This is a genomic window from Mesorhizobium sp. WSM4821 (genome assembly GCF_055901555.1).
In genome coordinates this window covers 1,001,714-1,025,651 of record NZ_CM148371.1, presented here as the reverse complement: position 1 = coordinate 1,025,651, position 23,938 = coordinate 1,001,714, and the positions used below count along the sequence as shown (strand labels likewise).

Below are 23,938 nucleotides of genomic sequence, written 5' to 3'. Positions count from 1 at the left end.
CGGACTTCAGCCGCTGGCGACCGAAGCGATGTCGCCATAGGCCTTCATCGCGGCCTGGCGCATGAAGCCTTGGTCGGAGGCGACGATGAAAGCGCTTGCGCCCATGCCTCGGAACCGCGCCGCCTCTTCGGCGCTCGAGACCATGACAGCGACGGGTTTGCCGGCTCGTTTCGCCGCGGCGAAAATTCTGTCGCAGGCGTCCCGCACCTGTGGCGCGTCCATCCCGGTTGCTCCGAAGGCCACGGTCAGGTCGCCGCGACCGATGAAGACGCCATCCAGGCCCTCGGTCCCCAGAATGCCGTCAAGGTTCTCGAGCGCTTCCGGGTCCTCGATCATCGCGATGAACGTCACGGACTCGTCGCCTGCCTTGACGTGATCCCAAATCCCGACCGCGCCGAAACCGCCGGCACGCGTCGTGTTTGAAAAGCCGCGCCTGCCCCCGCGGTAGCGGCAGGCGGCGGTTATGTCCTTCGCCTTGGCGGGTGAACTGACATGGGGTACCAGAACGCCTGTCGCGCCGTCGTCCAGCACCGAGAGAATCTTTGCTGCCGTCGGCTCGGCCACGCGCACCAGACCGGCCGTGCCCGAAACGCGCGCGGCGAGCAGCCCGCCGTCGATCGCGACGCGATCCCAGGGCGCGTGTTCCTCATCGATCACCACGAAGTCGAAGCCGACCGCGCCCAGAATTTCGATCGGATGGGTCGCGGGAGTCTTGACGAACGTGCCGACGAGATGCGCGCGGGCGAGGAAGCGTTGGCGAAAACTGCGGCGTTCGGTGGTCATGCTGTGAATCTCTCCCTGGCTATGGATCTCACCGCATCGGCAGCATGGCGTGCGGAAAAAACAGTGAAACGGCCGGCACGGCGGCGACGAGAAAAAGCACGAGCAAACAGATGCCGATCAGCGGCACGGCCTCCTTCGCGACAGCAGTCAAGGACTGGCCCGACGCGGCGCAGACGATGAACAGCAGGATGCCGACTGGCGGCGTCGCCATGCCGATGACCACGTTAAGCACCACCATCATGCCGAACTGCACCGGATCCATGGCTATGATCTTGTTGAACTGCAGCAGGATCGGCATGGTCAGGATGAGGATCGAGATCGGCTCGAGGAACATCCCGAGCACGAGCAGCGCAAGGTTCAGCATGATCAGGACGACGATCGGGTTCTCGCTGACCGACAGCACTGCGGAAGCGATCGTCGTCGGTACCTGCTCCAGCGTGAAGACGAAGGCAACGATACTCGCCATGGCGGTAATGAAGAGTATCGACGAACTGACCAGTGTCGTCGCGACCAGCGACTCCCAGACGCGCCTCAGCGTCAGATCGCGATAGGCGAAGCCGACCATCAGGGCATAAGCGACCGCAACTGCCGCTGCTTCCGTCGGCGTGAACACGCCCGCCTTGATCCCGACGACGATGATCAGGGGCAGGATCAGTGCGGGCAGAGTTCGGATGGTTGCTTGGCGCCGCTCGGCCCAGCGCATCTTCGGCGTGACGGGGAAGCCGTCCCGGCGTGCGCGCCAGCCGGCATAGGCCAGAAGTCCTGCGGCCAGGAGGAGTCCGGGCCCGACGCCGGCGATGAAGAGCTGACCGATCGAGGTGCCCGAAAGAACTCCGTAGATGATCATGGTGATCGAGGGCGGGATAATCGGGCCCATGATCGAGCTGACGCCGACCAGCGCCGCCGCATAGGCCGGTGGCATGCCCTGTTTGCGCATGGCGGGAATAAGGATCGAACCCAGCGCCGAGGCTTCGGCAGCGGCGCTTCCCGATATGCCCGCAAAGAAGCCGCTGGCGAGCACCGTCACCGAGGACATGCCGCCCTTGCGATGACCGACCATGGCGCGCGCAAAGACCACGATGCGGTCGGTGATGCCGCCGACGTTCATCAGCATGCCGGCGAGCAGGAACAGTGGAATGGTCAGCAGAATGAACTGGTCGACACCGGCCATCATACGCTGCGGGAATGCCAGCACGATGGCACCATTGCCGCTCATATAGAGGTAGATCATGCCGCCTACCCCGAGCGCGAGCGCGATCGGCACTCCCGTGGCGAGCAGCAGGAAGAAGGCGCCGAAGAACGCTCCCATTCGTCAGGCTCCCGGGATGCGGTCGAGGCCGGTATCGGCGTGGCCGGCCCTGAGGTCGCGGGCCTCGATGACGATCGCGGCGATCATGTGCAGCGCAAGAAGCGCCGAGCCCACCGCGACCGAGACATAGACCCAGAAAACCGACAGGCCGACGCCATGGCCGATAAGCGACATGGCGATGAAATCGACCGCTGGCACGATCTGGCCGCCGAAACGGGTTGCGTAGTCATAACCGTTGATCGTCATCAGACAGAGGAAGACCAGGATCGGAATTGTGACGATCGTCTTGAGCACGAGGCGTGCATGAGGCCTCAGCATGAGCGGCACCACGTCGACGGCGACGAGCTCACCGCGGTGATAGGCCATGCCGATGAAAAGGAACGTTTGCCAGATCAGCAGGTAACGGCAAATCTCCTCGGCCCAGATGAAGGAGGCGTTGAAGACGTAGCGCGCGACGACCTGCGCGATCATGATAGACACGACCGCCAGCATGGAAATCCCTGCCAGGAAGCGGATGATCTTGACGTACCAGCCCAAGAGCCCGCTCGGCCATGCCGCTCTTTCCTCGTTTACATCCATTCGGAAACCTCGGCGACGATAGAAGGTATCCGCGGGCAACCGGTCGCTGCCCCGCACCATTGTCGCATCGTGGCAGCCGCGCTCAGATCAGCGCGCGCGCCTGCCCGACGAACTCCTTGATGAGCGGCGACGTCGAACTCCACTGCTCGATGATCGGCTCGACCTTCGCCTGCATCCCGGCGAGATCTTCGAGTTCGAGGATCTGAACGCCTTTGGCACGCAATTCGTCGCGACCTTCATTGTCCTGCTTCTTGGTGTATTCGAGCGTCGGCGCGATAGAATCGCGGCCTGCCTGCTTGATCGCCTGCTGGATTTCCGTCGGCAGGCCGTCGAAGAAAGTCTTGTTGATCGCAATCACGTGGTGCCACGGATAGTGACCGGTGAGCGTGAAGTTCTTGCCGACCTCCCAGAGGTTCTCACCCAGCATGGAAGAGACGTTGATCTCGACGGCGTCGATGACCTTGGTCTCGAGCGCGCCGTAGACCTCGCCGTAGGGCAGGCCTATGGGCGCCGTGCCAACGCCCTCCCAGATCGCCTTGTGTAGCGGTACGGGCAGGATGCGCGTCTTCAGCCCGGCAAAATCCGGCACCGACTTCACTTCTCGGGTGGCGCACAGGAAATGACGCTGTCCAATGTCGGCGGTCTGCAACCCGACGAGGCCGGCCGGCTCCAGATCGTCGAGCAGCTTCTGGCCGATGTCTGCCGTCGCGATCCGCGAAAAGTGATCGTAATCCTTGATCAGGAAGGGAAGCTGGTACGCGTCGAGCGCGTTGCGCCCGGTCACAAGGGGAAACAGGACGCCGCTGCAGCCGCACAGCTCGTTGGTGCCGGCGATGGCGGATTCGAGATTCTGCCGGTCTTCGCCGAGTTGCCGGTTGGGAAAGATCGTCAGATTGGTCGCGCCGGGAACCAGGGCCTCGAGGGCCTTCTTGAACTCGACCGTCGCGATATGACCGGGATGAATTTCGTTCGCGGCGTGCGCCAGGCGCATGTCGATGGGAGCGGCACGAGAGATGTTGGGCATTGCAAGCGTCGCGGTGGCGGCGCCCGCAAGGGTTATCACCCTGCGGCGGGTCAGCATAACGTCTCCTCCTGTTTCGTTGTGCAGAACACTGTTTCGCCTATAATTCATGCACCCCGCATTGCTGTCAAGCATGTGGCTGGAAAGAAATTAGCTGCACTGGAACATACATTGCCCACTTGACACCGGGCCGGTGAGGGTGCGTTCTTATGTGCATCTTTTTGTTCCGAACAGCAGAACGCATGGCAACTTTGTGTAACGCTGCCCTGGAGTGAATGCAGATGTATGATTCAAGCGACCCGAGATCGCGCATGGCTGCCGCTGCAAAGGCGCCCTTGATCTCCGGCCACTACACGCCGGCCGAGTTTGGCCTGTACTGCGGGGAAGATCCGCAGGAGACCGCGGCCCATACCAGGACCTGGATGTCGCGCGGACAGAACTTCCTTGTGGCTTATTCGGAGGCCGAGCCCGGCGCCGTGCTCGAGCGCAGGGACCAGGTCGACGAATATGTACTGCTCCTGCCCGACAAGGGAAAAGGCGCAGTGATCGATGCGCCGGAAGGGCGGACGGTAGCCGAAGGCTTTTCACTGGTCATCCTGCCCCCGGGCGACACACGGATTGCGCTGCCGGACGGCGGGCGCATAGCTCGTATCTTTTCAAACCGATCGCCGGACCTGATGGCCCGCTGCTCCAACGCCGGCTCGTTCGGCGTCGGGCATCCCCGCATCCCGCCGTTCGAGCCGTGGCCTGAGCCGCCGGCGGGCTACAGGGTGCGCGCCTACAGCCTCGACATCCCGAAGCAGCCAGGCCGCTTCGGCCGGATCTTCCGCTGCACCACGCTGATGGTGAACTATCTCGACCCTCAACAGGGGCCGCGCGACATCACCAAACTTTCGCCGCACCATCACGACGATTTCGAACAGGGGTCGCTGGCCCTCGACGGAGCCTTCACGCACCACCTGCGCTGGCCCTGGACCACCGACATGACCGCCTGGCGCGAGGATGAGCATGCATATTGCAGGTCGCCCTCGCTCACCGTCATCCCGCCGCCCGCCATCCACACGTCACGCGGCATGGAAGAAGGTCTCAATCAGCTTGTCGACATATTCTCGCCGCCGCGCGTCGACTTCTCGAAACAACCAGGTTGGGTGCTCAACGCCGACGAGTATCCCATGCCGCAGGAGGCCTGACATGGCTTGGCTTTCACCGGATAGGGGGCAACAGTGCCGAAAACCAGGGCCGCCGAAGGCTTCTTGTCTCCCGGCCGCCCGAACTCCCATATCTCGCGCCAGCCCGCAGTGAGCGGGCGGCGTGATTGAAGCGATCCGGTTCGGAGACGACGATGTTGGACGACAAAGACACCAGGCGCGAAGGCAGCGGGGTACAAGCCGTCGTATTTGCGCTCAACATCCTTGAATATGTCGCCCAGTGCCAGACCTCTGTCGGTGTATCCGAGCTTGCGCGCGCCTTCGACACCACGAAGAGCCGCATACACCGCCATCTCCAGACGCTGGTGACGGCCGGCTACCTGATCCGCAACGAAGAGAGCGAGCGCTATATGATCAGTGCCCGCCTCATGGCGCTGGGCCAGGCCGTCTCCGAAAGCTTCGAACTGGCTTCCGCGGCACGCCAGACCGCGCGGGAATTGCGCGACCGGTTGGGACACGCAGTCGCCATCAGCCAACCCGAAAAGGAAGGCAATCGTATTCTGCTGCTCATGCCCAGCCGCTCCAACATCGATATCAGCGTGAAGCCGGGCTCGATCCTTAAATTCCATTCCAGTGCGCAGGGAAAACTCACTCTCGCCTTCGGAGACGCAATGCTGCTGCCGCAGGTGACAAGCGCCAGGCTCGATATGCATACACCCTACACGATCTCCGATCCCGAAAAGCTCAAGGCGGAAATCGACGCGGTGCGAAGGCGCGGTTGGGCGGTTGCGCCCAATGAAGAGATGGTGGGGCTCAACGCTCTGGCCGCCCCGATTTTCGATGCGTTGGGCCACTATGTCGGCGCCGTTGCAATAACCGATTCCGTCCAGTTCATCGGTGAAACGCCGACGACAGAGCAGGTCAGGCATATATTCGACGCAGCGAACCAAATCTCAAAGAATCTGGGCCATCGGCCGAAGGCCGGTGAAGCGCGACAGGTATCTTATGCAGGTGAAGGCCTCTCCGGGCTATAGGCCATCAGAAAGCCGTTCAAGTGATACGCCAAAAGCTCGGAGCGAGACTTGGCGGAGGGTCCTTGAGGCTCTGTTCGTGGACTATCCCGTTTCGGTCACTGCCGCACTAGGGATCTTGATGATCGCCCTCGTGGCATTATGCTCCTGAGATCCAGTGCCGCGAAGCTCGCTAGGGAGCAGGGCCTTTCCGGCAGGCTATTTTACGCCAGACCGGCATTGCAGCCTCCTCCCAACGCTCTCAGACAACAGCCATCATTCTCACCGGACTCATCCCCATGTGTTCTGTTTCAGGCGGCCGTTTCGACCGGCAGGCCGGCGGCTTTCCATTCGGGGTAGCCGTCCTCGAGCCGACGGACGAGATAGCCCCGCTCTCGCAAGGCGGCGACCGCTTCGAACGAGAGAACGCAATAGGGGCCGCGGCAATAGGCGATCACTTCCCGATCCGCCTGCAGCTCGCCTAAGCGACGCTCCAGCTCGGCCAGCGGGATGTTGAGGGCGCCTGGCAGATGTCCGACCGCAAACTCATCCTCTGGCCGCACGTCGAGAACCGCGACCATGCCGTCATGCAGCCTCGAGACGAGATCGTCTCGCGACACGGGCTCCATCGCATCGCGAGCGCGGAAGTAGTCGGCCATGACGCGGCCGATTTCGGCCACGTTCCGCTCGCCGACGCGGCCGAGCGCCTTGATCAGCGCCACCACCGCGTCGTCGCCGGCGAGGCTGTAGAGCATGTGCTTGCCGCGGCGCTCCGTCTCGACGAGGCGCGCCCGCCGCAGGATCTGCAGGTGGCGCGACGTGTTGGCGAAACTCAGATGGGCTCGCGCGGACAGGTCCTCGACGCTGCGCACCCCTTGCGCGAGATGCTCCAGAAGCTCGAGCCGATGCGGATGGCCGAGCGCCTGAGCCACTTCGGCAAGGCTTGCGTAGATCGCCTGTTTCGGTCCGGTGCTTGACACGGCTTCTCCTCAGTGGAACATTCAGCAGAATGATTGAATGTTTTTAGCCTCTCGTCGCGAGGAGCGCAAGACCATGATCCTTCGCCAATTCCTTCACACCGATCCAGTTGGCGTCTCGTACCTGTTCGGTTGCGGCGGCAAGGCAGCTGCGGCCGTCGTCGATCCGGCCGGCGACACCGAGTTCTACCTGCGCGCCGCCGAAGAGGCCGGCATGCGCATCCACTTCGTCGTCGACACGCATGTTCATGCCGACCATCTCTCCGCCGGCCGCGCGCTCGCCGAAGCGGCGGGCGCCGCATACGTGCTCTGGGCAGAGGCGGATGTTGCGTTCCCGTTCAAAGGAATGCGCGACGGAGAGGTCCTCTCGCTCGGCAACGTCACCGCAACCGTCCTGCACACGCCCGGTCACACGCCGGAGCATATCTGCCTTCTCGTCAGCGACCGCACGCGTGCCGACGAGCCGTGGTTCGTGCTGACCGGCCATACGCTGATGGTCGGCGACCTCGGCCGCACCGAACTCGCCGTCAGCGCCGAGCAAGGCGCCAGGGATCTCTTCCGGAGCGCCGGCCGGCTCAAGGCTCTCCCCGATTATGTCGAGGTGCTCCCCGGCGCCTATGCCGGCTCGGTCTGCGGCCGGCGCCTGAGCGGCAAGCCCTGGTCGACCATCGGTTTCGAGAAACGCCACAACGAGGCCCTCCGGATCGAGGACGAAGCCGCCTTCATCAGCTTCATGCTCGCCGAGATTCCGCCGGCTCCGCCCGAGGCCGCTGCGCTCCGGGCCGCCAATTCCGCCCTGGCTGCGGCGGCGGCCTGACCCATGGACGAAGCGGCATCGGTTCCAGGCAAGGCCGGTTCACCCGTCAGGCTCGGCCTTAGGGAGAACTGGCCGCAATTCGCGCTGCTCGTCGTGATCAATGCCTTTGTCGGCGGCATGGTCGGGATAGAACGGACGGTGGTGCCGCTGATCGGATCGGAGGAGTTCCACGTCACGTCGACGACGCTCATCGTCTCCTTCATCGTCAGCTTCGGCGTCGTCAAGGCCCTCGCCAATCTGGTCTCGGGCCAGCTTGCCGACGCGTGGGGCCGCAAGCGCGTGCTCGTTCTGGGATGGGCGGTTGGCCTGCCGGTGCCGTTCATGATCATCTGGGCGCCGACCTGGGAATGGGTGATTGCGGCCAACGCACTGCTCGGCATCAACCAGGGGCTCGCCTGGTCGATGACAGTGATCATGAAAGTCGATCTCGTCGGGCCGAAGTCGCGCGGCCTTGCCGTCGGCCTCAACGAGTTCGCCGGCTACCTCGCCGTCGGCATGACGGCGTTCCTGACCGGATATCTCGCCTCGCAATACGGACTTCGGCCAGTGCCGATCTATCTCGGCATCGGCTATGCGCTCCTCGGTGCCGGACTGTCGATCCTGCTCGTGCGCGACACGCGGGACCACGTTCGGCTGGAGGCTTCATCCCACGAGCAGCAGTCCGCGCCGATCAGCTTTCGGCAGGTCTTCGTGCTCACCTCGTTCGGAGACCGCAACCTGTTCGCCGCTTCGCAAGCCGGTCTCGTCAACAATCTCAACGACGGCATGAGCTGGGGCATTTTCCCATTGTTCTTCGCTTCCTTCGGCCTCGGTATCGAGCGCATCGGCATCCTCAAGGCGATCTATCCCGCGACATGGGGTGTCTTGCAAGTTGTCACGGGCCCTTTGAGCGATCGCTGGGGGCGCAAGGGCCTGATCGTCGCCGGCATGTGGGTTCAGGCCGCCGGTCTGTTTCTCACCGCGGCGACACGCCAGTTCGAGGGGTGGATCGTCGGCAGCCTCCTTCTCGGCCTCGGCACGGCGATGGTCTACCCGAGCTTGATCGCGGCCGTCTCCGATGCCTCGCATCCAACCTGGCGCGCCCGCTCTCTCAGCGTCTACCGGTTCTGGCGGGATCTCGGCTACGCGATCGGTGCGCTCTCCGCCGGCCTCATCGCCGACAGTTTCGGGCTGTCATGGGCGATCACATCGATCGCCGCGCTGACGTTTCTCTCGGGTGCGGTCGTGGCTGTCGTGATGAGCGAATCGGATGTCTCGCGCGCGTCCCATCCGTCCTCGAGGAGGGCAACATGACAGCGGCGGCGGATCGTCTGCCCGAGCAATTGATCCGGCGCAAACTCGCCGTGCTGCCTTTGTGGCTTATATTGGAATTGGCCGCGACCGGCGGTTTGCCGGCGCACGGAAAGAGCCGAAGGCATTCCGTGCAGAAGCCGCAGCGCCGCCAGCAGCTTAGAACGGGCCCTGCCGAGCCCCATAAGACGAAGGAGGATATTATGACGTTGATTTCACTGACGCGCGTGGCCGCGCTCGCCGCCGCTGTCGCCGCCGGCGCGACGACTACAGCCGCCGCGCAAGCGACCGCAGCCGATCCGCACCATCCCGATACGACGGTCGCACAGGCGGCGCCGTCTACCGAGCCCGGAGATACGGACGAACAGGGCGCACAGCCCACTCAACCCGGCATGATGCCTCCCGGAATGATGGGCCAGGGCATGATGGGCCAGGGCATGGGTCAGGGCATGATGGGCGAGATGATGCAGCCCGGCATGATGGGCGGCGTAATGCCCATGATGCGTATGCGCGGGCACATGATGAAGATCATGTTCGCCATTGCCGACACGGACGGCGACGGCGCGCTTTCCTTCGAAGAGGTCACCGCCATCCATAAACGAATCTTCGACAAGGTGGACGCGAACAAAGACGGCAAAGTGACGCCCGAGGAAGTTCAGGCGTTCATGCGGGAGTAGCCGCGCGCAAGCTGATCGCCGGGCGACAAACCGCGAAGGAGGCTCCCGCAATGGGGCCGATTTATCTGGACTACAACGCGAGTACGCCTATCGATCCGGCGGTAGCATCGGCGATGCGACCGTTCCTTGACGAGGCGTTCGGCAATCCATCCAGCAGCCATTGGGCGAGCACGCCGGCAAAGGCTGCGCTGGAGAAGGCCCGCAGCCAGGTTGCGGCGCTACTCGACTGCGAACCCGACGAGATCGTGTTCACGAGCGGCGGCAGCGAAGCCAACAACCTGGCGATCAAGGGCACGTTCTTCGACCTGAGGTGCAAGGGCGAGCACATCGTCACCACCACGGTCGAGCATCCGGCCGTTCTCGCGCCTTGCCGTTTCTTCGAGCAGCTCGGCGCGGCAGTGACCTATCTGCCGGTCGACAGCACCGGCCGCGTCGATCCCGAGGATGTGCGTCGTGCCGTCACGCCGCGCACCATCCTGATCAGTGTCATGCACGCCAACAATGAGGTTGGCACGATCCAGCCGATCGAGGAGATCGGTGCGATGGCGCGGGAGCATGGGGTTCGATTTCACACCGACGCAGCGCAGTCGGTCGGCAAGATTGCAACCAAGGTCGACACGCTTGGGGTCGATTTGCTGACCATCGCCGGCCACAAGCTCTATGCGCCGAAGGGTGTCGGTGCGCTCTATGTCCGAGGCGGGGTCGGTCTAGAGCCGCTGATCCATGGCGCGGGGCACGAACATGGCCGGCGCGCCGGCACGGAGAGCGCCTTGCTCGCGGTCGGCCTCGGCGCTGCCTGTGCGCTCGCCAGCGACCTGGAGCCGATGGCACGCGTCCGCGCGTTGCGGGATCGCCTTTGGGACGCGCTGCAGGAAGGTTTTGGCGATCGCGTCGCGCTCAACGGGCACCCTCATGATCGCCTTCCCAACACGCTCAGCGCTTCATTCGTCGGCATGGTCGGCGCCGAGGTGCTTTCGCGTCTCGACGGCGTCGCGGCGTCGACCGGTTCGGCGTGTCACGCCGGCCGGGTCGAGCTCTCCCCGGTGCTCGCGGCCATGGGCGTGCCCGAGAAGACCGGCATGGGCGCGGTTCGCTTCAGTCTTGGTCGGGCGACGACCAGCGCCGAAATCGACGCAGTCGTGGATCAGCTTCGAGCCGTCACGTCATAAGGCCTGTCGCGCCGGCGGCTCCTTCGCCGGCGCGGCTTCCTCTGGACTGAGGGCGCCCGGCCGGAGCTTGAACAGGATCAGGAGCGGCCCGGCGACGAAGATTGAGGAATAGGTCCCGGCGAGGATGCCGAAGATCATCGCGATCGTGAAGGACTGGATGACCTCGCCGCCCCAGATCGAAAGCGCCGCCAGCGCAAACAGCGTGGTCACGCCGGTTAGGACCGTTCGCGCCAGCGTCTGATTCATCGACAGGTCGAGGAGCTCGGCGATCGGCATCTTTTTGTAACGGCGCAGATTCTCGCGGACCCGATCATAGACGACGACCGTATCGTTGATGGAATAGCCAACGATAGTCAGGATCGCCGCTATCGAGGTCAAATTGAACTCTATGCCCGCGACGACGTAGAAACCGACCATCAGGATCACGTCGTGGAACGTCGAAATGATGGCGCCGAGCCCGAACTGCCACTCGAACCTGATCCAGATATAGACGAGCATCGCCAGCAGCGAGGCGAGCACGCCCATTGTGCCGTTGAACGCGAGTTCGGAGGACACTGTTGGACCGACAACCTCGATGCGGCGGAACTCGTAGTCGGCTTCGAGCGCGCTTCTCACTTTCGCAACGGCGGACTGTTCGGCAATGTCGCCACCCCCCTGGGTGCCGATGCGGATCAGCACATCCCGGGTCGAACCGAACTCCTGCACCTGCACCTCACCCAGTTCGAGACCCGTCAGCCGTTCACGGATGTCGCCGATGTCGGCCTGCTGGCCCTTCGCCTGCACCTCGATGCTCGAACCGCCGCGGAAGTCGATGCCGTAGTTCATGCCGACCGTAAAGAACAGCGCGACCGAAGTGATCGACAGCAGCAAGGACAGCGTGAAGGCGTAGTTTCGGAATGCCATGAACGGTACGCGTGTGTCGTCGGGCACCAGCCGCATGACACCATTGGGCATCGCTTTCGGGCGCTGCCGGCGAAGCCAGAACGCGACCAGCCAGCGCGTCAGTGTGAACGCCGTGAACACGGTGGTGACGATGCCGATGGCAAGGGTCACTGCAAATCCCTTGATCGGCCCTGAGCCGAGGAAGAACAGGATGACGGCGGCGATCAGCGTCGTCACATTGGCGTCGACGACGGTCGCCAGCGCCTGTCTGAACCCGGAATCCATCGACTGTACGATCGAGCGCCCTTGGCGGCTCTCTTCGCGGACGCGCTCGAAGATGATGACGTTGGAATCGACCGCCATGCCCATCGTCAGCACGATGCCGGCGATGCCAGGCAGCGTCAGCGTCGCGCCGAGAACGGACAGGATGGCGATGATCAGTGCGACGTTGGCCAGGAGCGCGATATTCGCGATCAGTCCCAGTCGCCCATAGGCGAACAGCATGAAGCCGACGACCAGGAAACCGGCGATGATTGACGCGAACTGGCCCGCCTCGATCGAATCGCTGCCGAGGCTCGGACCGACGGTGCGTTCCTCGACTATGGTGAGGTCGGCAGGCAGTGCGCCGGCGCGCAGCAGGACCGCGAGGTCGTTCGCGCTCTCCACCGTGAAACTGCCGGATATCTGCCCGGTGCCGCCCAGGATTGGTTCGCGGATCTGAGGCGCGGAGATCACCTCGTTGTCGAGGATGATCGCGAACAGGCGCCCGACATTGGCCTGAGTAGCCTGACCGAAGCGGGTGGCGCCGCGGCTGTCGAAGCGAAACGAGACCACGGGCTCGTTGGTGCGCTGGTCGAAGGTTGCCTGCGCGTCGACGAGGTTTTCGCCGGAGACGATGATCCGGTTCTCGATCAGATGGGGAACCCGCGGCTCGTCCGTCGAATACAACACCGTCGAGCCGGCCGGCGGCCGGCCGGAGATCGCCTCCTCGACCGGAATCGACTGGTCGACCATCTGGAAGGTCAGCTTCGCGGTCTGTCCGAGAATATCCTTCAGCCGCTGCGGATCCTGGAGGCCCGGTACCTGGACCATGATGCGGTCCGATCCCTGGCGCTGGATGATCGGCTCGGTCGTGCCGAGTTCGTTCACGCGCCGGCTTACAACCTCGATCGATTGGGTCAGCGCCGCGGCCACCCTGTAGTCGACCCCGACTTCGGTCAGCGTAAAACGCAGCAGGCCCGGTTCCGGCTCGGTCATCTCCATCTCGGTTACGGAACCGCTCATGAAAAGGCCGGTCGAGATCGGCTGCGTCAGTCTTTCGAGCGCGCTCTTCGCAGCTTCGATCTGACCTTGGTCGCGAATGCGGACCTGAATGGGATTGGAAGTGCCGGTAAGCCCGGTATAGCCGATCTGGGCATCGCGCAGCGAAGTGCGGATCTCGTCGCGTGCCGATTCGATGCGTTCATTGGCGAGGTCCTGCCGATCGATCTGGAGCAGGATGTGCGAGCCGCCCTGCAGATCGAGTCCCAGAGTCAGCTGCTGCTTTGGCAGCCAATTCGGCAGCCATGCCAGGGTGGAGGCGGGAACCAGGTTAGGAGCTGCGTACAGGATACCGGCCAGAACCGTCAGCCAGATGAGAATGGTCTTCCAGCGCGAAAAATGCAGCATGTTCTTGTCCGTTCAGCCCATATCGGGCGGAAACCGCCTCCGACAAGAGCTTTGGCGGTCCGATCGGCGAGCAACTCCGCGAGAGCCCGAACGGAACGCGATGTGAAAGTTTTGGGAATTAGGGGCCGCGGCCGCGGCAAAGGTCAGGCCGTGAGAACCGGAGGCGCGCGGGCATCGAAGGCGCGGGTCGGCGGCAGTTTCGGCGTGTCTTCAGACCATATGCCAAGCGACGCGGCTGACACGGTTTCGAGCGGCAGGCGCAAATCCGGGATAATGCAAAAGGTCTTGCCGTTTCCCTCAATGGCAGGCGTTCCCGCCTTGGAACGGGAAGTCTCAGCGCCAACGTGGCGCGCAGTGCCGCGAACGGTGACAGTCGGGTGTGTGACCGGCTCGGTCGCGCCGAATTGCCCGTTGGCAGAGTCCTGTGCGATCTGGTCGGCTGTTGCCGCGGGAATGGTCCAGATCAAAAAGAGCAACGAAGCGAGCAGCCGCAGGCCAGCACCCGCGCTGAGCAGAACGCCGGGCCTCATGCCAGCCTGTCTTCGACCGCTTCGTCTCATCTCACCGGTACGGCTCTTCATAAACTGCGATCAAACGCACCTTCGCCTTCGTTGCTCGGTAAGCGGCAGGCCGCCCTCCTGGTCTTTAGCTATAGCACATGCATTGCGAATTGAAGCGGAAAGGCACCTGGGATTTTTCCAGGTTCGCTTGGGCATGCAAAGGTGATGGTGTTCGGCGTTCGCATCAGCGCACTTCGGTGGCCAATACCTCGTCGGCAAAGCGCTTCCTCGTCGTCGCCCCCAATGGACAATGGCGCTTTGGTTTGACAAATATACCTGTCAATGATATTGACAGTAAAGTTTGTCAAAGCGGGAGCAGCATGCTAGACATTGAAGTCATCGATCGCCCGAGCGCGGCAGCCGCCGCGTTGGAGCCCGTTCGGAGTCAAATCCTCTCACAACTGCGGGAACCCGCCTCGGCCGCTGCCTTAGCCACACGGCTCGGTCTCAAGCGGCAGAAGATCAACTACCATCTTCATGCTCTGGAGGAGCACGGGCTTGTCCAAGTTGCAGGCACGCGCAAATGGGGTGGCCTGACCGAGCGGCTCATGGTGGCGAGCGCCACAACCTATGTCGTCTCGACGAGCGCGCTGGGTCCGGTTGGCGCCGATCCGGACCGCACCCCGGACCGCCTGTCGGCGAGCTATCTCGTCGCGCTCGGCGCTCGACTGGTGCGGGAGATCGGGACCCTCCAGCGTGCGGCCACGGATGCCGGCAAGCACCTGGCGACCTTGGCGATCGACACCGAAATCCGTTTCAGGTCCGCCGCCGACCGCGCTTCGTTCACGCGTGAATTGACCGAGGCCATCACCACGCTCGCGGCACGCTATCACGACGAAACCGCGCCGCAGGGGCGGTCCCATCGCCTTGTCGTGACGGCGCATCCTTCACCAGCCAATCCGCAAGGAGGGGACGTTCAATGCCAGTAAAAAAAGATGCTGCCGGCAATCGCTCAGTCGAGTCCGAAGTGGATGTCCCCGGAACACCGGAGGAAGTTTGGAACGCGATCGCAACGGGACCTGGAATATCTCAATGGTTTGTACCGAGCGAAGTCGAAGGCCGCATCGGAGGAACCACCGTTTCCCATTTCGCCGCCGATGGAAGCATGGATGCCATCGGCACCATCACAGCTTGGGAGCCGCTCAAGCGGTTTGTCGCGGAAGCACCGGGTGCGTCGGGAGCGGTAGCGACGGAATGGACCGTCGAGGCAAAGTCCGGCGGGCTTTGCACCGTTCGCGTTGTCCATCGGTGGTTCGCGAGTTCCGATGATTGGGACGATCAGTTCGAGGCCCACAGCTACGGATGGCTTTCTTTCTTCCGTCTGCTCCGCCTCTACCTCACGCATTTTGCCGGGCAGCACGGCTCGGCTTTTCAGCTCTTGCTCCCGTCTTCTGAACCTTTAGCCGATGCTTGGCGAAAGCTGGTTGAACCCTTGGGCCTGGCAAATACGACTGAACAACGGCGCGTGGTCACACCTTCGAGCACGCAAGCATTGGAGGGCGTCGTCGAACGAACAGGGCCGCAAGACCATCCCGAGTTGGTGGTCCGGCTGGACCAGCCCGCGCCGGGCTTTGCACACCTCTTCGCCCTGCGGATGGGCGAGATGACATACCTGTCCATACGATTTTTCTTCTTTGGGGACGATGCAGAACGCATTGCAAAACGGGAGGAGCCAATGTGGCGAACCTGGCTTGAACAACACTTCCCAACTCCCGCCGAGTAGGAACTGACCCGTCCCGCTGCTCTGGTCTAGGCGCAGTTTAGGGGCGAGCGCGCTCTCAACCTTCATTGCGAGGGCGCTTTTTCCGGGGCTCAGCCTCGTGTGGCATTTTTGTTACAAGCAGAGGCTGAAAGGCGTCCGCCCCCTTTCTTGCCTCCCCCGCAGTTGATCCAGATCAACTGGTGTCTCTCCACCGGGACCATTGTTGCGCCGCAACATACTCGAGTCTCAAGGAGAGAACATAGTGGTGACAGACCGATTGGGCGTGGCCCGGGGGATTGCGGCGGCCGTCGCGCTTTTTCTGGCAGGACAACAGGCCGTGGCGGCGGACCTCGAACCCGTGGACGTGGCGGCGCCGAAAAACCCGTGGCAGATCCGCCTGCGCGCTTTGGGCGTGCTCACGGAAGATTCGGGTTATGTCAACGGGATCCCCGGCTCGGATCTTTCTTACTCGGATACGGTGACACCCGAGCTCGACATCTCCTACTACTTCACCGACAATCTCGCCGCCGAGCTCATTCTTGCCACCACCTATGCCAAAATCGACGGCGAAGGGACTATAGCCGGGTTGGGCGAGATCGGTAAGGTGTGGGTGCTGCCGCCGACGCTGACGCTGCAGTATCACTTTACCAATTTCGGCGCCTTCAAGCCGTATGTCGGCGCCGGCGCGACCTACGCGATGTTCTACAGCCAGGATCCGACCAACGCCGACGACCTCGATGTCAAGGACACGTTCGGCGGGGCGCTGCAGGTTGGCTTCGACTACATGGTAAACGAGCATTGGGGCGTCAATTTCGACGTGAAGAAGCTGTTTCTGGAGCCCAAATACGACGTCACGGTTGGTGGCACTGCACTGACGGGTAAAGCCAAGCTCGACCCCTGGCTGATCGGCACCGGCATCACCTATCGTTTCTGACGATGAGACGGCGACTGCAGGCCTCCTGACCTGGAGGCAAAGGGGCGCCTTGTGCGCCCTCGTCTTGCGCTCGGCAGAATCAGGCCAGTCGCGCAGCGCGTGCCAAGCCGTGCGCCACCAGCCGGTCGATAATCTCGGAATAGCTGACGCCGCTTGCGGCCATCGCCTTGGAATACATGCTGATATCGGTGAACCCGGGAATGGTGTTGAGCTCGTTGATGAGCAAGCGCATGTCCGGCGTCACGAAGAAATCAACGCGCGCCATGCTATCGCAGCCGACCGCCCGGAAGGCCTTGGCCGCCTTCGCGCGGAGACTGCCTTCGACCTCTTCCGGCAGCTGTGCCGGTACTTTCAGAACCGCGCCGTTCTCATCGATATATTTGGCGTCGTAGCTGTAGAAACCGTGGCTCTTTGCCGGCACGATCTCGCCGGGGCGGGAAACGAAGAGGCCGCCTTCCGTATCCTCCAGAACGCTGCACTCGATCTCGCGGCCTCGAATGAATTCTTCGGCCAGCAGCTTGCGGTCGTGCCTGAAGCCTTCGGCAAGCGCTGCCTCGTATTCTTCTTCAGTCGAAACCTTGCTGACGCCGACGGAGGAGCCCTGCCGCGCCGGCTTGAGGAAGAGCGGAAGCCCGAGCGCGCTCTGTAGCTCCGCAAAGGCCGCGGCTGCGCCGTGGTGGATCGTGACGGATCGCGCGACGGGCAGGCCCGCCTCGTTCAGCAGGCGCTTGGCAATATCCTTGTCGAGTGCGGCCGCGGAGCCGAGGATGCCGCAGCCGGCGAGCGGTACGCGTGCTACCTCCGCCAGCCCCTGCACCGCGCCGTCCTCGCCATGGAGGCCGTGCAGCACCGGGAAGAGGATTCCGATCTCCGGCAGTTCGAAGGGCGCGCCGTCGGTCGGGATCGCCATCACCCGTCCCTGTCCGCCCGGCACGAGGCAGACTTCCGTGCCGCTGGAAGGTTTCGCCAGCGTGCCGTCCTCGAACCTGCTCAGCAGCCATTGTCCTTCGCGGGTGATGAAGACGGGAACGACATCGTATTTCGCGGGATCCAGCGCACGCATGACATTGGTTGCCGAAAGCACCGAAACGTCATGCTCGGCGGAGCGTCCGCCGAAGAGCACGGCAATACGCAGTCTGTTTGAGGAAGCGGCCATGAAAACTCCAAGATGATCCGGCTTTGAACTGTGGAAGCCGACTGCGAGCCCGCGGGAGGATCGTCCTCAGGCAGGCCATATCACAGACATTGACCGTCAAGCGCATATGGCGCCCTGCGCCATAGCGGACCGCGCGGGAGCGCTGATTGGCCCTCAGCCGGCAGTGGCAGCGTCAACTCTGGCGGTTCCCACTGGCCGAAGTACGGCACTCGATCCGCTGTATCTTCATCGACACATTCGTTCGTATACTCGTATACGAAACGAATGTGCGTTCAAGCCATTTCGGAATGCGAGCAGCTCGATCGGGAGCGCGTCGGTGATGAGGCCGCGCGACGCGCGTACCCTACGCGCTAAGAACGACGTCTTCGACCGGGCGGCGGAGCGATTTGGGCAACTCGGGCCCATAGCCGAACCTCATCACGAGATCCGGCCGGCGGCCACCGATGCCGAGATAGCTGGCAAATTGCCCGCGCACGGCCGATACCTCGACCGGTTGATTGATGAATGCATGCCGCAGTTGAAGGGCCGTCGCCTGAAGGGCGAAGCGCTGGCAGCAACGGCCGGCTTCGGCCCAATAGGCCGGCTCATCCTTGTCGGCGACGAACACGGCAACACCGGCCGAACTCCTGAGCTGGTTGTCATATTTACTGTTTTCGCCGTCCTTCGTGAACACCTGGCTGAAGATCAGGCGCCCGATCCAGCCCGGAAGAGCCGGATTGCCGGAGGATTTCGAAAACAGTCCATCTCGGGTCGAAAGGGCGTCGCCATAGCTGAATCGAATCCACGATTTCAGCTCTTCGACGAACGCGGCATTGTCCATCTGCGCACTGTTGCCCGCGACGAGGTAGGAGAGGATGTCTTCGCGTTGCTGCCGCTCTGTGAAAAGCAGCATCCGCACGCCGTCACCATTGCCGGCGGCTTCCAGAAGCCTGAGATGCTCGGGCGGGACAGACCGGCCGTCATAAAGCGCGCGCGTCGATTGGCGATGCGGGATGGCGTCGAACAGGTCCGTCCGTTCGGGCGGCGCGGCCTCCAGATCGACCCGTATCCCGCGCGCATAGACGTCGTAGCTCGGAACCGCCCGAAGCCCGAATGCGCGAGCCGCCTGAACCATATTCTCGACGGCGCAGCCGAGGCTGGCGAACACATGGTGATCGTCGGGGTCGACGGCGCGCAAACCACGCCAGGGATCCGGCAGCACGAGGATGGAGCGGTCCGAAAGCCGGAATTGCCAAGGCTGCGTGTTATGGCTGTTCGCCGCCAAGGTGGCGTAACGGACAAGTTCTTTTCGGGCCGACGACAACGGCAGGTCGGTGCTGTCGCTGTGGCGCCACGTGGCGTTGATGGCGTCCTCATAGCTGGAAAGGCCTCGGGCGTTCATCACCAGCGCGGTTGTGCCGCCAATTGCGACAAGCCCTCCTCCGACGGCTAGCGCGGCCAGGAATCCACGACGGCTTCGATGGGCCTCGGACATAGGGGTGCGTATCACGGCTGGGATCAGCCGGGCCTTGATCTGAATCATGCGTCGTTGCGGCCTCGACGCATGGCAGCGAACCGAACGCCGTTGGCGCTGTCGGTTGCGCCAGATCAAGGCGCGGCCGAAACAGTTCTGATTTCTTGCGCTGATAGCTGGGAGCCATGGCGGATGTTGCCGTTCACGCGCGAGCAATTTCTTGGCGTCTTCGTCACCTACAATGAAGCGATCTGGCCGCTGCAGGTCGCAGCCTACCTGCTTGGCACCGTCGCCGTCGCCCAGTTGTTTCGATCCGGCCGTTCTTCTGACCGGATTATCACGGGCGCTCTCGCGGTGATGTGGATTTGGACCGGGTTTGTCTATCACGTGCTGTTCTTCGCGCCGATCAACACGGCAGCTTATTTCTTCGGCGCCCTGTTCCTGTTTCAGGGAGGGTTCCTGGCCTATGCCGGAATCCAGCACGACCGGCTCCGCTTCGGCGTTCGGTCAGGACCGGCCGCGTGGGTAGCCGCCGCTTTGCTGTTTTACGCGGCCGTCCTCTATCCTGTGATCGGCATGGTGACGGGACACACCTATCCCGAGATGCCGATGTTCGGGGTGACGCCGTGTCCGGTGACCATATTCACCTTCGGCATGTTCCTGCTGACGACGCAGCGCCTTTCCCGCTGGCTGCTGGTCATCCCCTTCGTCTGGTCGCTGATCGGCGGAAGCGCCGCCATCATGCTTGGCATAACGCAGGATTGGCTGCTGTTCGTAAGCGGCTTTGCTGCTGTCCCCCTGATTGTCCTTTGCGATTGGGGCACGGCGCATTTGCGCAGGACGGCATAGGCAGCATCCCAGCAAGCTTATGCTTCACCTTTCCGCCATGACCACAAGGCCTTGCGCCATGCCCGCGAAACTGGTTTTTCCTGACATTTTATGCATTGGCACTTCCTGTCCGCGCAGGAAGACGCGTTCCAGCGAGAAGGACGTGCTCAGCCCCTCGAAGGGCGTGTAGCCTGCCTTGCTCAATTGATCGGACCCTTGCACGACCGTCGGCCGGTCCGGATCGAGAACAAGGACGTCGGCGTCGAACCCGACCTGCAGGCGGCCCTTGCGAGAGCCGAGTCCGAAGCGCTCCGCCGGGCGCGACGCGGCCAGCCTGACGAGGTCGGACAGGCCGATGAGACCGTCGTCGACCAGCATGAGCAGCGTCGCCAGCAAGGTCTGCACGCCGGGGAAACCGCCGGGCACGGCGGCAAAATCCTCCGCCTGCGCGAGCTTCTCGGCCATGAGATGCGGGGCATGGTCGGTGACGATAATGTCGATGACGCCGTCGGCAACGGCGGCTCGCACGGCCTCCCGGTCGGCTGCGGAGCGCCAGGGCGGTGACGCCTTGGCGGCAGGTCCGAGCCGCTCGTAGTCAGAAGCCGTGAACATCAGGCATTGCGGACTGGTTTCTATGGAGACGTCGGCAAGGTCGCGCAGGCGGCGATACGTCGCCATTCCCTGGCGCGAATTGCTTTGGCGGATATGGACCGGAGCGCCCGCCGTAGCGGCGGCCAGAATAGCGCGGGCGATGCCTTGCGCCTCGGCATGTCCCGGCCGGCTGCGGACGAAATCCGCCGCCGTGCTGCGTCCCGCCGTCAGCCGGGCGAGTTCGGCATCGAGCACGGATTGGTCGCCCGGCGATATGGCGACCATTCCGCCCGCCGCCCGGACGGCCTCGACGGCTGCCTGCAGGTCGACCGTCGAGGCGTGCAGGAAATCGCGAGGGACGTCCGACGTGAATATCTCGAAGGAGGTCGCGCCAAGGTTCGCGAGGTCAGCCAGCTCCGAGCGATCGCGGCCAACCGCGACCTGCAGCCCGACATCGCAAAATATCCGGCCTTCGGCGAGCGCGCGCTTGGCCTTGAAGTCCGCTGCCGAGACGGTCCATGGCTCGTCGGTCGGCATCACCAGGACGGTGGTGACGCCACCGGCGATCGCGGCTTGCGTCCCGCTGGCAAAATCCTCCTTCCAGGTCATGCCGGGCTCGCGCAGATGCACATGCGCATCGACCAGGCCTGGCAGAAGGAATCTCCCGCCCACCCAAACGATGTGTGCCGCCTCCGCCGATTCGTTCGGCGCAAGGCGCGCCGCTATCTTGCCATTCCTCAAAGCGAGATCCAGGTGACGAATGCCATCGGTGTCGACCACCTGGCCGCCGCGCAGCAAGACGTCGAAGGTGGTCATAAGGGGATACGGCGCTCCTCGCGGATCAGGCATTCGACCAGCGCCGGCCTTTCTTCCCAGGTTGCGGCACTGGCGCGCTGCAGGCTCATCATGCCGTCTTTGCCTTTGATGGAACGAAGCGGCCGCGCCCCGCGACGCCGACCACGCGGCCGTCGTCGACGATGACCTCGCCGCGGGCGATGGTGGTTACCGGCCAGCCCCGGATCCGCATGCCCTCATAGGGTGTGTGATCGGTATTGTCATGCAGCAGATCCCGAGTGACCGTCGTCTCCCGTTCCTGGTCCCAGATCACCAGATCGCCATCGCCGCCGATGGCGATCGAGCCTTTCTGCGGCGCGATGCCATGCCGTTCGGCGGCATTCGAGGAACTCAGCGCGATGAATTGGGCGAGGCTGATGCGGCCCTTCAGATAACCCTCGCTGAACAAAAGCGGCTGCCGCAGCTCCAGTCCTGGCAGGCCGTTGGCAATCTGGTCGAAGCGCGATTGCGGGCCGTGCCGCAGCTTCCCGTCCGGTCCCGCCAGACGGTAGGGCGAATGGTCGGAGGAATAGATAGCGACGCTGCCCTGGGCCATGCCGGTCCACAGCGCCTCCTGGTCGTCAGCCGTCCGCAGCGGCGGGCTGCACATGAATTTCGCGCCTTCGAGGCCGTCGCGATCGAGATCGGCTTCGGTCAGAAGCAGATATTGCGGACACGTCTCGGCGTGGATACTGACGCCTCTGGCGCGGGCGCGCGTTACCTCTTCGAGGCCGGCACGGCTGGAGACGTGGACGATCAGAACCTCGGCGCCGGTCACTTCGGCAAAGCTGGCGATATGATGGATCGCCTCGCTCTCGGCGATCGGTGGTCTTGCCTTCGCGTGGAAGCGGGGTGCGACAAGGCCCCGGCTCAACAGGTCATGCTTCAGCATCGCGATGATGGCGTCGTTTTCCGCATGCACCATGACAAGCGCGCCATGCGCCGCCGCCACCTTGAGGATAGCCAGGATCTCGGAGTCGCCGAGCCGGAAATCGTCATAGGTCGTAAAGATCTTGAGCGAGGCGTAGCCGCCGCGGATCAGGTCGGGCAGGTCCCGCTCGAGGGTCTGGGTGCTCGCCGCCTGTATGGTCGGATGGATCGCGTAGTCGATCAGGGCCTGGCCTTCAGCCTTGAGACGGTAGGCGGCGACCGTCTCGGCCAGTGGATCCGAAGCATGAGCCATCGCGAACGGAACGATCGTCGTCGTTCCGCCACAGGCCGCTGACAGCGTGCCGCTGCGGAAATCATCCGCGCAGGCAGCCCCATAGTTGGGCTGGTCCAGGTGGCAATGCGCGTCGACGCCGCCGGGCAGCACAAGGCGCCCTTCTGCGTCGACGATCTGCGTGGCGTCCTCAAGGCGCTCCGCGATGGCCCGGATGCACCCGTCACGGACGCCGAGGTCGACCCGCGCCGTGGTGTCGCCGACCGTCACCAGGCCATCACGCACGACGAGGTCGAATCGAGCGCGCCGGGCGATCATGCCTCGCCCTCGCCGGCGAACCAGTAGCCTTCCTGAGTTGGGCGCCGGCTCATCGCCCTTCGCTTCCGGCCGGAAACAGCGACAGCCAGTACCGGGCGATGTCGTTGCGGCGCATGAAGGCGGCCTCCGGCCTGGACAGAACCGTCTCGATCACGCCTTCCAGGGCCGCCGCTCTGTTGGGTTGACCGGTCCATCGCGCATGGACGGCTATCGTCATCATGCGCCCTCCTTCCTCCTTGGCTTCCCGGATCAGGAAGTCCAGATAGCTTTCGACATTGTCGAGGAAGTCCTTGGGCGTAATGTAGCCGGGGCTGACCAGATAGCGGCTGTCGTTCAAGGTCTTGGAATAGGGGACGATCAGCAGCCGCCCATCCTTTGCCGGCACGAAATAGGGCAGGTCGTCGTTACACGGATCCGAATCGTACAGGAAGCCGCCCTCCTCGATCAGGAGATCGCGCGTGTTGACGCTGGGAAAGGAACGGCTGTTCCAGCCGATCGGCCGTTCGCCGAGCAGTTTGATGAACAGCGCGACGGCGCGCTGCAGATGGTCGCGCTCCTCGTCTCGGCTGAGCGTCCATTGTTCGGTCCAGCGCAAGCCATGGCCGAGCAGATCGTGACCCGATTGGCGCAGCCATGCCGTCACCTCCGGGTTGCGCCGTAGCGCCTCGGCGCAGCTCGAGATCGTGGCGTGGACGCCGTGCCGCTCGAGCAGCCTGGCGATGCGCCAGATGCCGACGCGGCTGCCATACTCGAAATGCGTTTCGGTGCCGAGGTCGCGGACGCCCGCCGGCGCCGACAACGGATATTCGCCCCAACCGTCGCTGCGCTCGTCACCCTCGAACAGCGAATATTCCGAGCCCTCCTCGTAGCAGACCACCAGATTGACGGCGACCAGACGTCCGTCCGGCCACGTGATCCGCGGCGGCTGCCGGCCATAACCGACCAAATCGCGCGGCGGGCCAAGGCGATGCTGGGACTTCATGGCAAGACAACTCCTGGCGGGTTACCGATCCGCATGTCGGCGGGGAAGTCGAGCTCGAAGGCCGCGCGGAACAGCGAGCGAGATCCGA

Annotated in this window: 22 protein-coding genes; 10 read left to right on the top strand and 12 right to left on the bottom strand. The window is 63.5% G+C overall.

Features of this window, described 5'->3' with window-relative positions; genetic code table 11:
* Nucleotides 1-6 precede the first annotated feature (6 nt).
* The 4 genes from AC0NID_RS04650 to AC0NID_RS04635 all read right to left on the bottom strand — a co-directional run bounded on the left by AC0NID_RS04650 (nucleotide 7) and on the right by AC0NID_RS04635 (nucleotide 3,752).
* Nucleotides 7-783 carry an HpcH/HpaI aldolase family protein gene (locus AC0NID_RS04650; protein WP_473451254.1) on the bottom strand — a complete coding sequence of 259 codons (777 nt, stop codon included), beginning with the start codon at nucleotides 781-783 and terminating at the stop codon, nucleotides 7-9.
* A 28-nt stretch (nucleotides 784-811) separates the two neighbouring features.
* A complete protein-coding gene (locus AC0NID_RS04645; RefSeq protein ID WP_473451253.1) occupies nucleotides 812-2,092 on the bottom strand; it encodes a TRAP transporter large permease in 1,281 nt (426 codons plus the stop codon).
* A gap of 3 nt (nucleotides 2,093-2,095) precedes the next feature.
* Nucleotides 2,096-2,671 (bottom strand): TRAP transporter small permease, encoded by a 576-nt coding sequence (locus tag AC0NID_RS04640; protein ID WP_473451252.1) that lies wholly within the window; start codon nucleotides 2,669-2,671, stop codon nucleotides 2,096-2,098.
* An 82-nt stretch (nucleotides 2,672-2,753) separates the two neighbouring features.
* Nucleotides 2,754-3,752, bottom strand: a complete 999-nt coding sequence (locus AC0NID_RS04635; RefSeq protein WP_473451251.1) for a TRAP transporter substrate-binding protein — start codon at nucleotides 3,750-3,752, stop codon at nucleotides 2,754-2,756.
* 251 nt (nucleotides 3,753-4,003) lie between these two features.
* Between AC0NID_RS04635 and AC0NID_RS04630 the strand changes: the two genes are divergently transcribed.
* The gene (locus tag AC0NID_RS04630) at nucleotides 4,004-4,882 is read left to right on the top strand and encodes a cupin domain-containing protein (RefSeq protein WP_473451250.1); all 879 of its coding nucleotides are present in this window, start codon (nucleotides 4,004-4,006) and stop codon (nucleotides 4,880-4,882) included.
* A 152-nt stretch (nucleotides 4,883-5,034) separates the two neighbouring features.
* Entirely contained in the window at nucleotides 5,035-5,874 is an 840-nt protein-coding gene (locus AC0NID_RS04625) for an IclR family transcriptional regulator (protein WP_473451248.1), read from the top strand.
* Nucleotides 5,875-6,161: 287 nt separating this feature from the next.
* On the opposite strand, the gene AC0NID_RS04620 is transcribed toward AC0NID_RS04625, so the two are convergent.
* A complete protein-coding gene (locus tag AC0NID_RS04620) occupies nucleotides 6,162-6,830 on the bottom strand; it encodes an ArsR/SmtB family transcription factor (RefSeq protein ID WP_473451246.1) in 669 nt (222 codons plus the stop codon).
* A gap of 73 nt (nucleotides 6,831-6,903) precedes the next feature.
* Between AC0NID_RS04620 and AC0NID_RS04615 the strand changes: the two genes are divergently transcribed.
* From AC0NID_RS04615 to AC0NID_RS04600, 4 genes are all read left to right on the top strand, one after another.
* Entirely contained in the window at nucleotides 6,904-7,644 is a 741-nt protein-coding gene (locus tag AC0NID_RS04615) for an MBL fold metallo-hydrolase (RefSeq protein WP_473451245.1), read from the top strand.
* Between the two features lie 3 nt (nucleotides 7,645-7,647).
* Nucleotides 7,648-8,937 (top strand): MFS transporter, encoded by a 1,290-nt coding sequence (locus AC0NID_RS04610; RefSeq protein WP_473451243.1) that lies wholly within the window; start codon nucleotides 7,648-7,650, stop codon nucleotides 8,935-8,937.
* A gap of 200 nt (nucleotides 8,938-9,137) precedes the next feature.
* Nucleotides 9,138-9,611 carry an EF-hand domain-containing protein gene (locus tag AC0NID_RS04605; protein ID WP_473451515.1) on the top strand — a complete coding sequence of 158 codons (474 nt, stop codon included), beginning with the start codon at nucleotides 9,138-9,140 and terminating at the stop codon, nucleotides 9,609-9,611.
* Nucleotides 9,612-9,661: 50 nt separating this feature from the next.
* A complete protein-coding gene (locus AC0NID_RS04600) occupies nucleotides 9,662-10,780 on the top strand; it encodes a cysteine desulfurase family protein (RefSeq protein ID WP_473451242.1) in 1,119 nt (372 codons plus the stop codon).
* On the opposite strand, the gene secDF is transcribed toward AC0NID_RS04600, so the two are convergent.
* Together secDF and AC0NID_RS04590 are read right to left on the bottom strand one after the other, a co-directional pair.
* On the bottom strand, nucleotides 10,775-13,330 hold the full coding sequence (gene secDF / locus AC0NID_RS04595) for a protein translocase subunit SecDF (RefSeq protein WP_473451241.1): 2,556 nt from the start codon (nucleotides 13,328-13,330) through the stop codon (nucleotides 10,775-10,777). The genes AC0NID_RS04600 and secDF overlap by 6 nt on opposite strands.
* Before the next feature lie 143 nt (nucleotides 13,331-13,473).
* The gene (locus AC0NID_RS04590) at nucleotides 13,474-13,860 is read right to left on the bottom strand and encodes a hypothetical protein (RefSeq protein ID WP_473451239.1); all 387 of its coding nucleotides are present in this window, start codon (nucleotides 13,858-13,860) and stop codon (nucleotides 13,474-13,476) included.
* Nucleotides 13,861-14,087: 227 nt separating this feature from the next.
* Between AC0NID_RS04590 and AC0NID_RS04585 the strand changes: the two genes are divergently transcribed.
* From AC0NID_RS04585 to AC0NID_RS04575, 3 genes are all read left to right on the top strand, one after another.
* Nucleotides 14,088-14,819: an ArsR/SmtB family transcription factor gene (locus AC0NID_RS04585; protein ID WP_473451236.1), complete on the top strand. Its 732-nt coding sequence runs from the start codon at nucleotides 14,088-14,090 to the stop codon at nucleotides 14,817-14,819.
* Nucleotides 14,810-15,613 (top strand): SRPBCC family protein, encoded by an 804-nt coding sequence (locus AC0NID_RS04580; protein WP_473451234.1) that lies wholly within the window; start codon nucleotides 14,810-14,812, stop codon nucleotides 15,611-15,613. The genes AC0NID_RS04585 and AC0NID_RS04580 overlap by 10 nt, the downstream gene beginning before the upstream one ends.
* Nucleotides 15,614-15,854: 241 nt before the next feature.
* Nucleotides 15,855-16,526 (top strand): OmpW/AlkL family protein, encoded by a 672-nt coding sequence (locus AC0NID_RS04575; RefSeq protein ID WP_473451232.1) that lies wholly within the window; start codon nucleotides 15,855-15,857, stop codon nucleotides 16,524-16,526.
* Nucleotides 16,527-16,605: 79 nt separating this feature from the next.
* Here the strand turns inward: AC0NID_RS04575 and AC0NID_RS04570 are convergent, their stop codons facing one another.
* Together AC0NID_RS04570 and AC0NID_RS04565 are read right to left on the bottom strand one after the other, a co-directional pair.
* Nucleotides 16,606-17,682, bottom strand: a complete 1,077-nt coding sequence (locus AC0NID_RS04570) for a D-alanine--D-alanine ligase family protein (protein WP_473451230.1) — start codon at nucleotides 17,680-17,682, stop codon at nucleotides 16,606-16,608.
* 343 nt (nucleotides 17,683-18,025) lie between these two features.
* Complete coding sequence (locus AC0NID_RS04565) at nucleotides 18,026-19,063, bottom strand: Acg family FMN-binding oxidoreductase (RefSeq protein ID WP_473451228.1); 1,038 nt, start codon at nucleotides 19,061-19,063, stop codon at nucleotides 18,026-18,028.
* Between the two features lie 78 nt (nucleotides 19,064-19,141).
* On the opposite strand from AC0NID_RS04565, the gene AC0NID_RS04560 reads away from it, so the two are divergent.
* On the top strand, nucleotides 19,142-19,984 hold the full coding sequence (locus AC0NID_RS04560) for a DUF6064 family protein (RefSeq protein WP_473451226.1): 843 nt from the start codon (nucleotides 19,142-19,144) through the stop codon (nucleotides 19,982-19,984).
* 24 nt (nucleotides 19,985-20,008) lie between these two features.
* Here the strand turns inward: AC0NID_RS04560 and AC0NID_RS04555 are convergent, their stop codons facing one another.
* The 3 genes from AC0NID_RS04555 to AC0NID_RS04545 all read right to left on the bottom strand — a co-directional run bounded on the left by AC0NID_RS04555 (nucleotide 20,009) and on the right by AC0NID_RS04545 (nucleotide 23,850).
* Nucleotides 20,009-21,370 carry a dihydroorotase gene (locus AC0NID_RS04555; protein ID WP_473451224.1) on the bottom strand — a complete coding sequence of 454 codons (1,362 nt, stop codon included), beginning with the start codon at nucleotides 21,368-21,370 and terminating at the stop codon, nucleotides 20,009-20,011.
* An 88-nt stretch (nucleotides 21,371-21,458) separates the two neighbouring features.
* Nucleotides 21,459-22,868 (bottom strand): dihydropyrimidinase, encoded by a 1,410-nt coding sequence (gene hydA / locus AC0NID_RS04550; RefSeq protein WP_473451222.1) that lies wholly within the window; start codon nucleotides 22,866-22,868, stop codon nucleotides 21,459-21,461.
* Nucleotides 22,869-22,917: 49 nt separating this feature from the next.
* Nucleotides 22,918-23,850 (bottom strand): polysaccharide deacetylase family protein, encoded by a 933-nt coding sequence (locus AC0NID_RS04545; protein ID WP_473451220.1) that lies wholly within the window; start codon nucleotides 23,848-23,850, stop codon nucleotides 22,918-22,920.
* Between the last annotated feature and the right edge of the window lie 88 nt (nucleotides 23,851-23,938).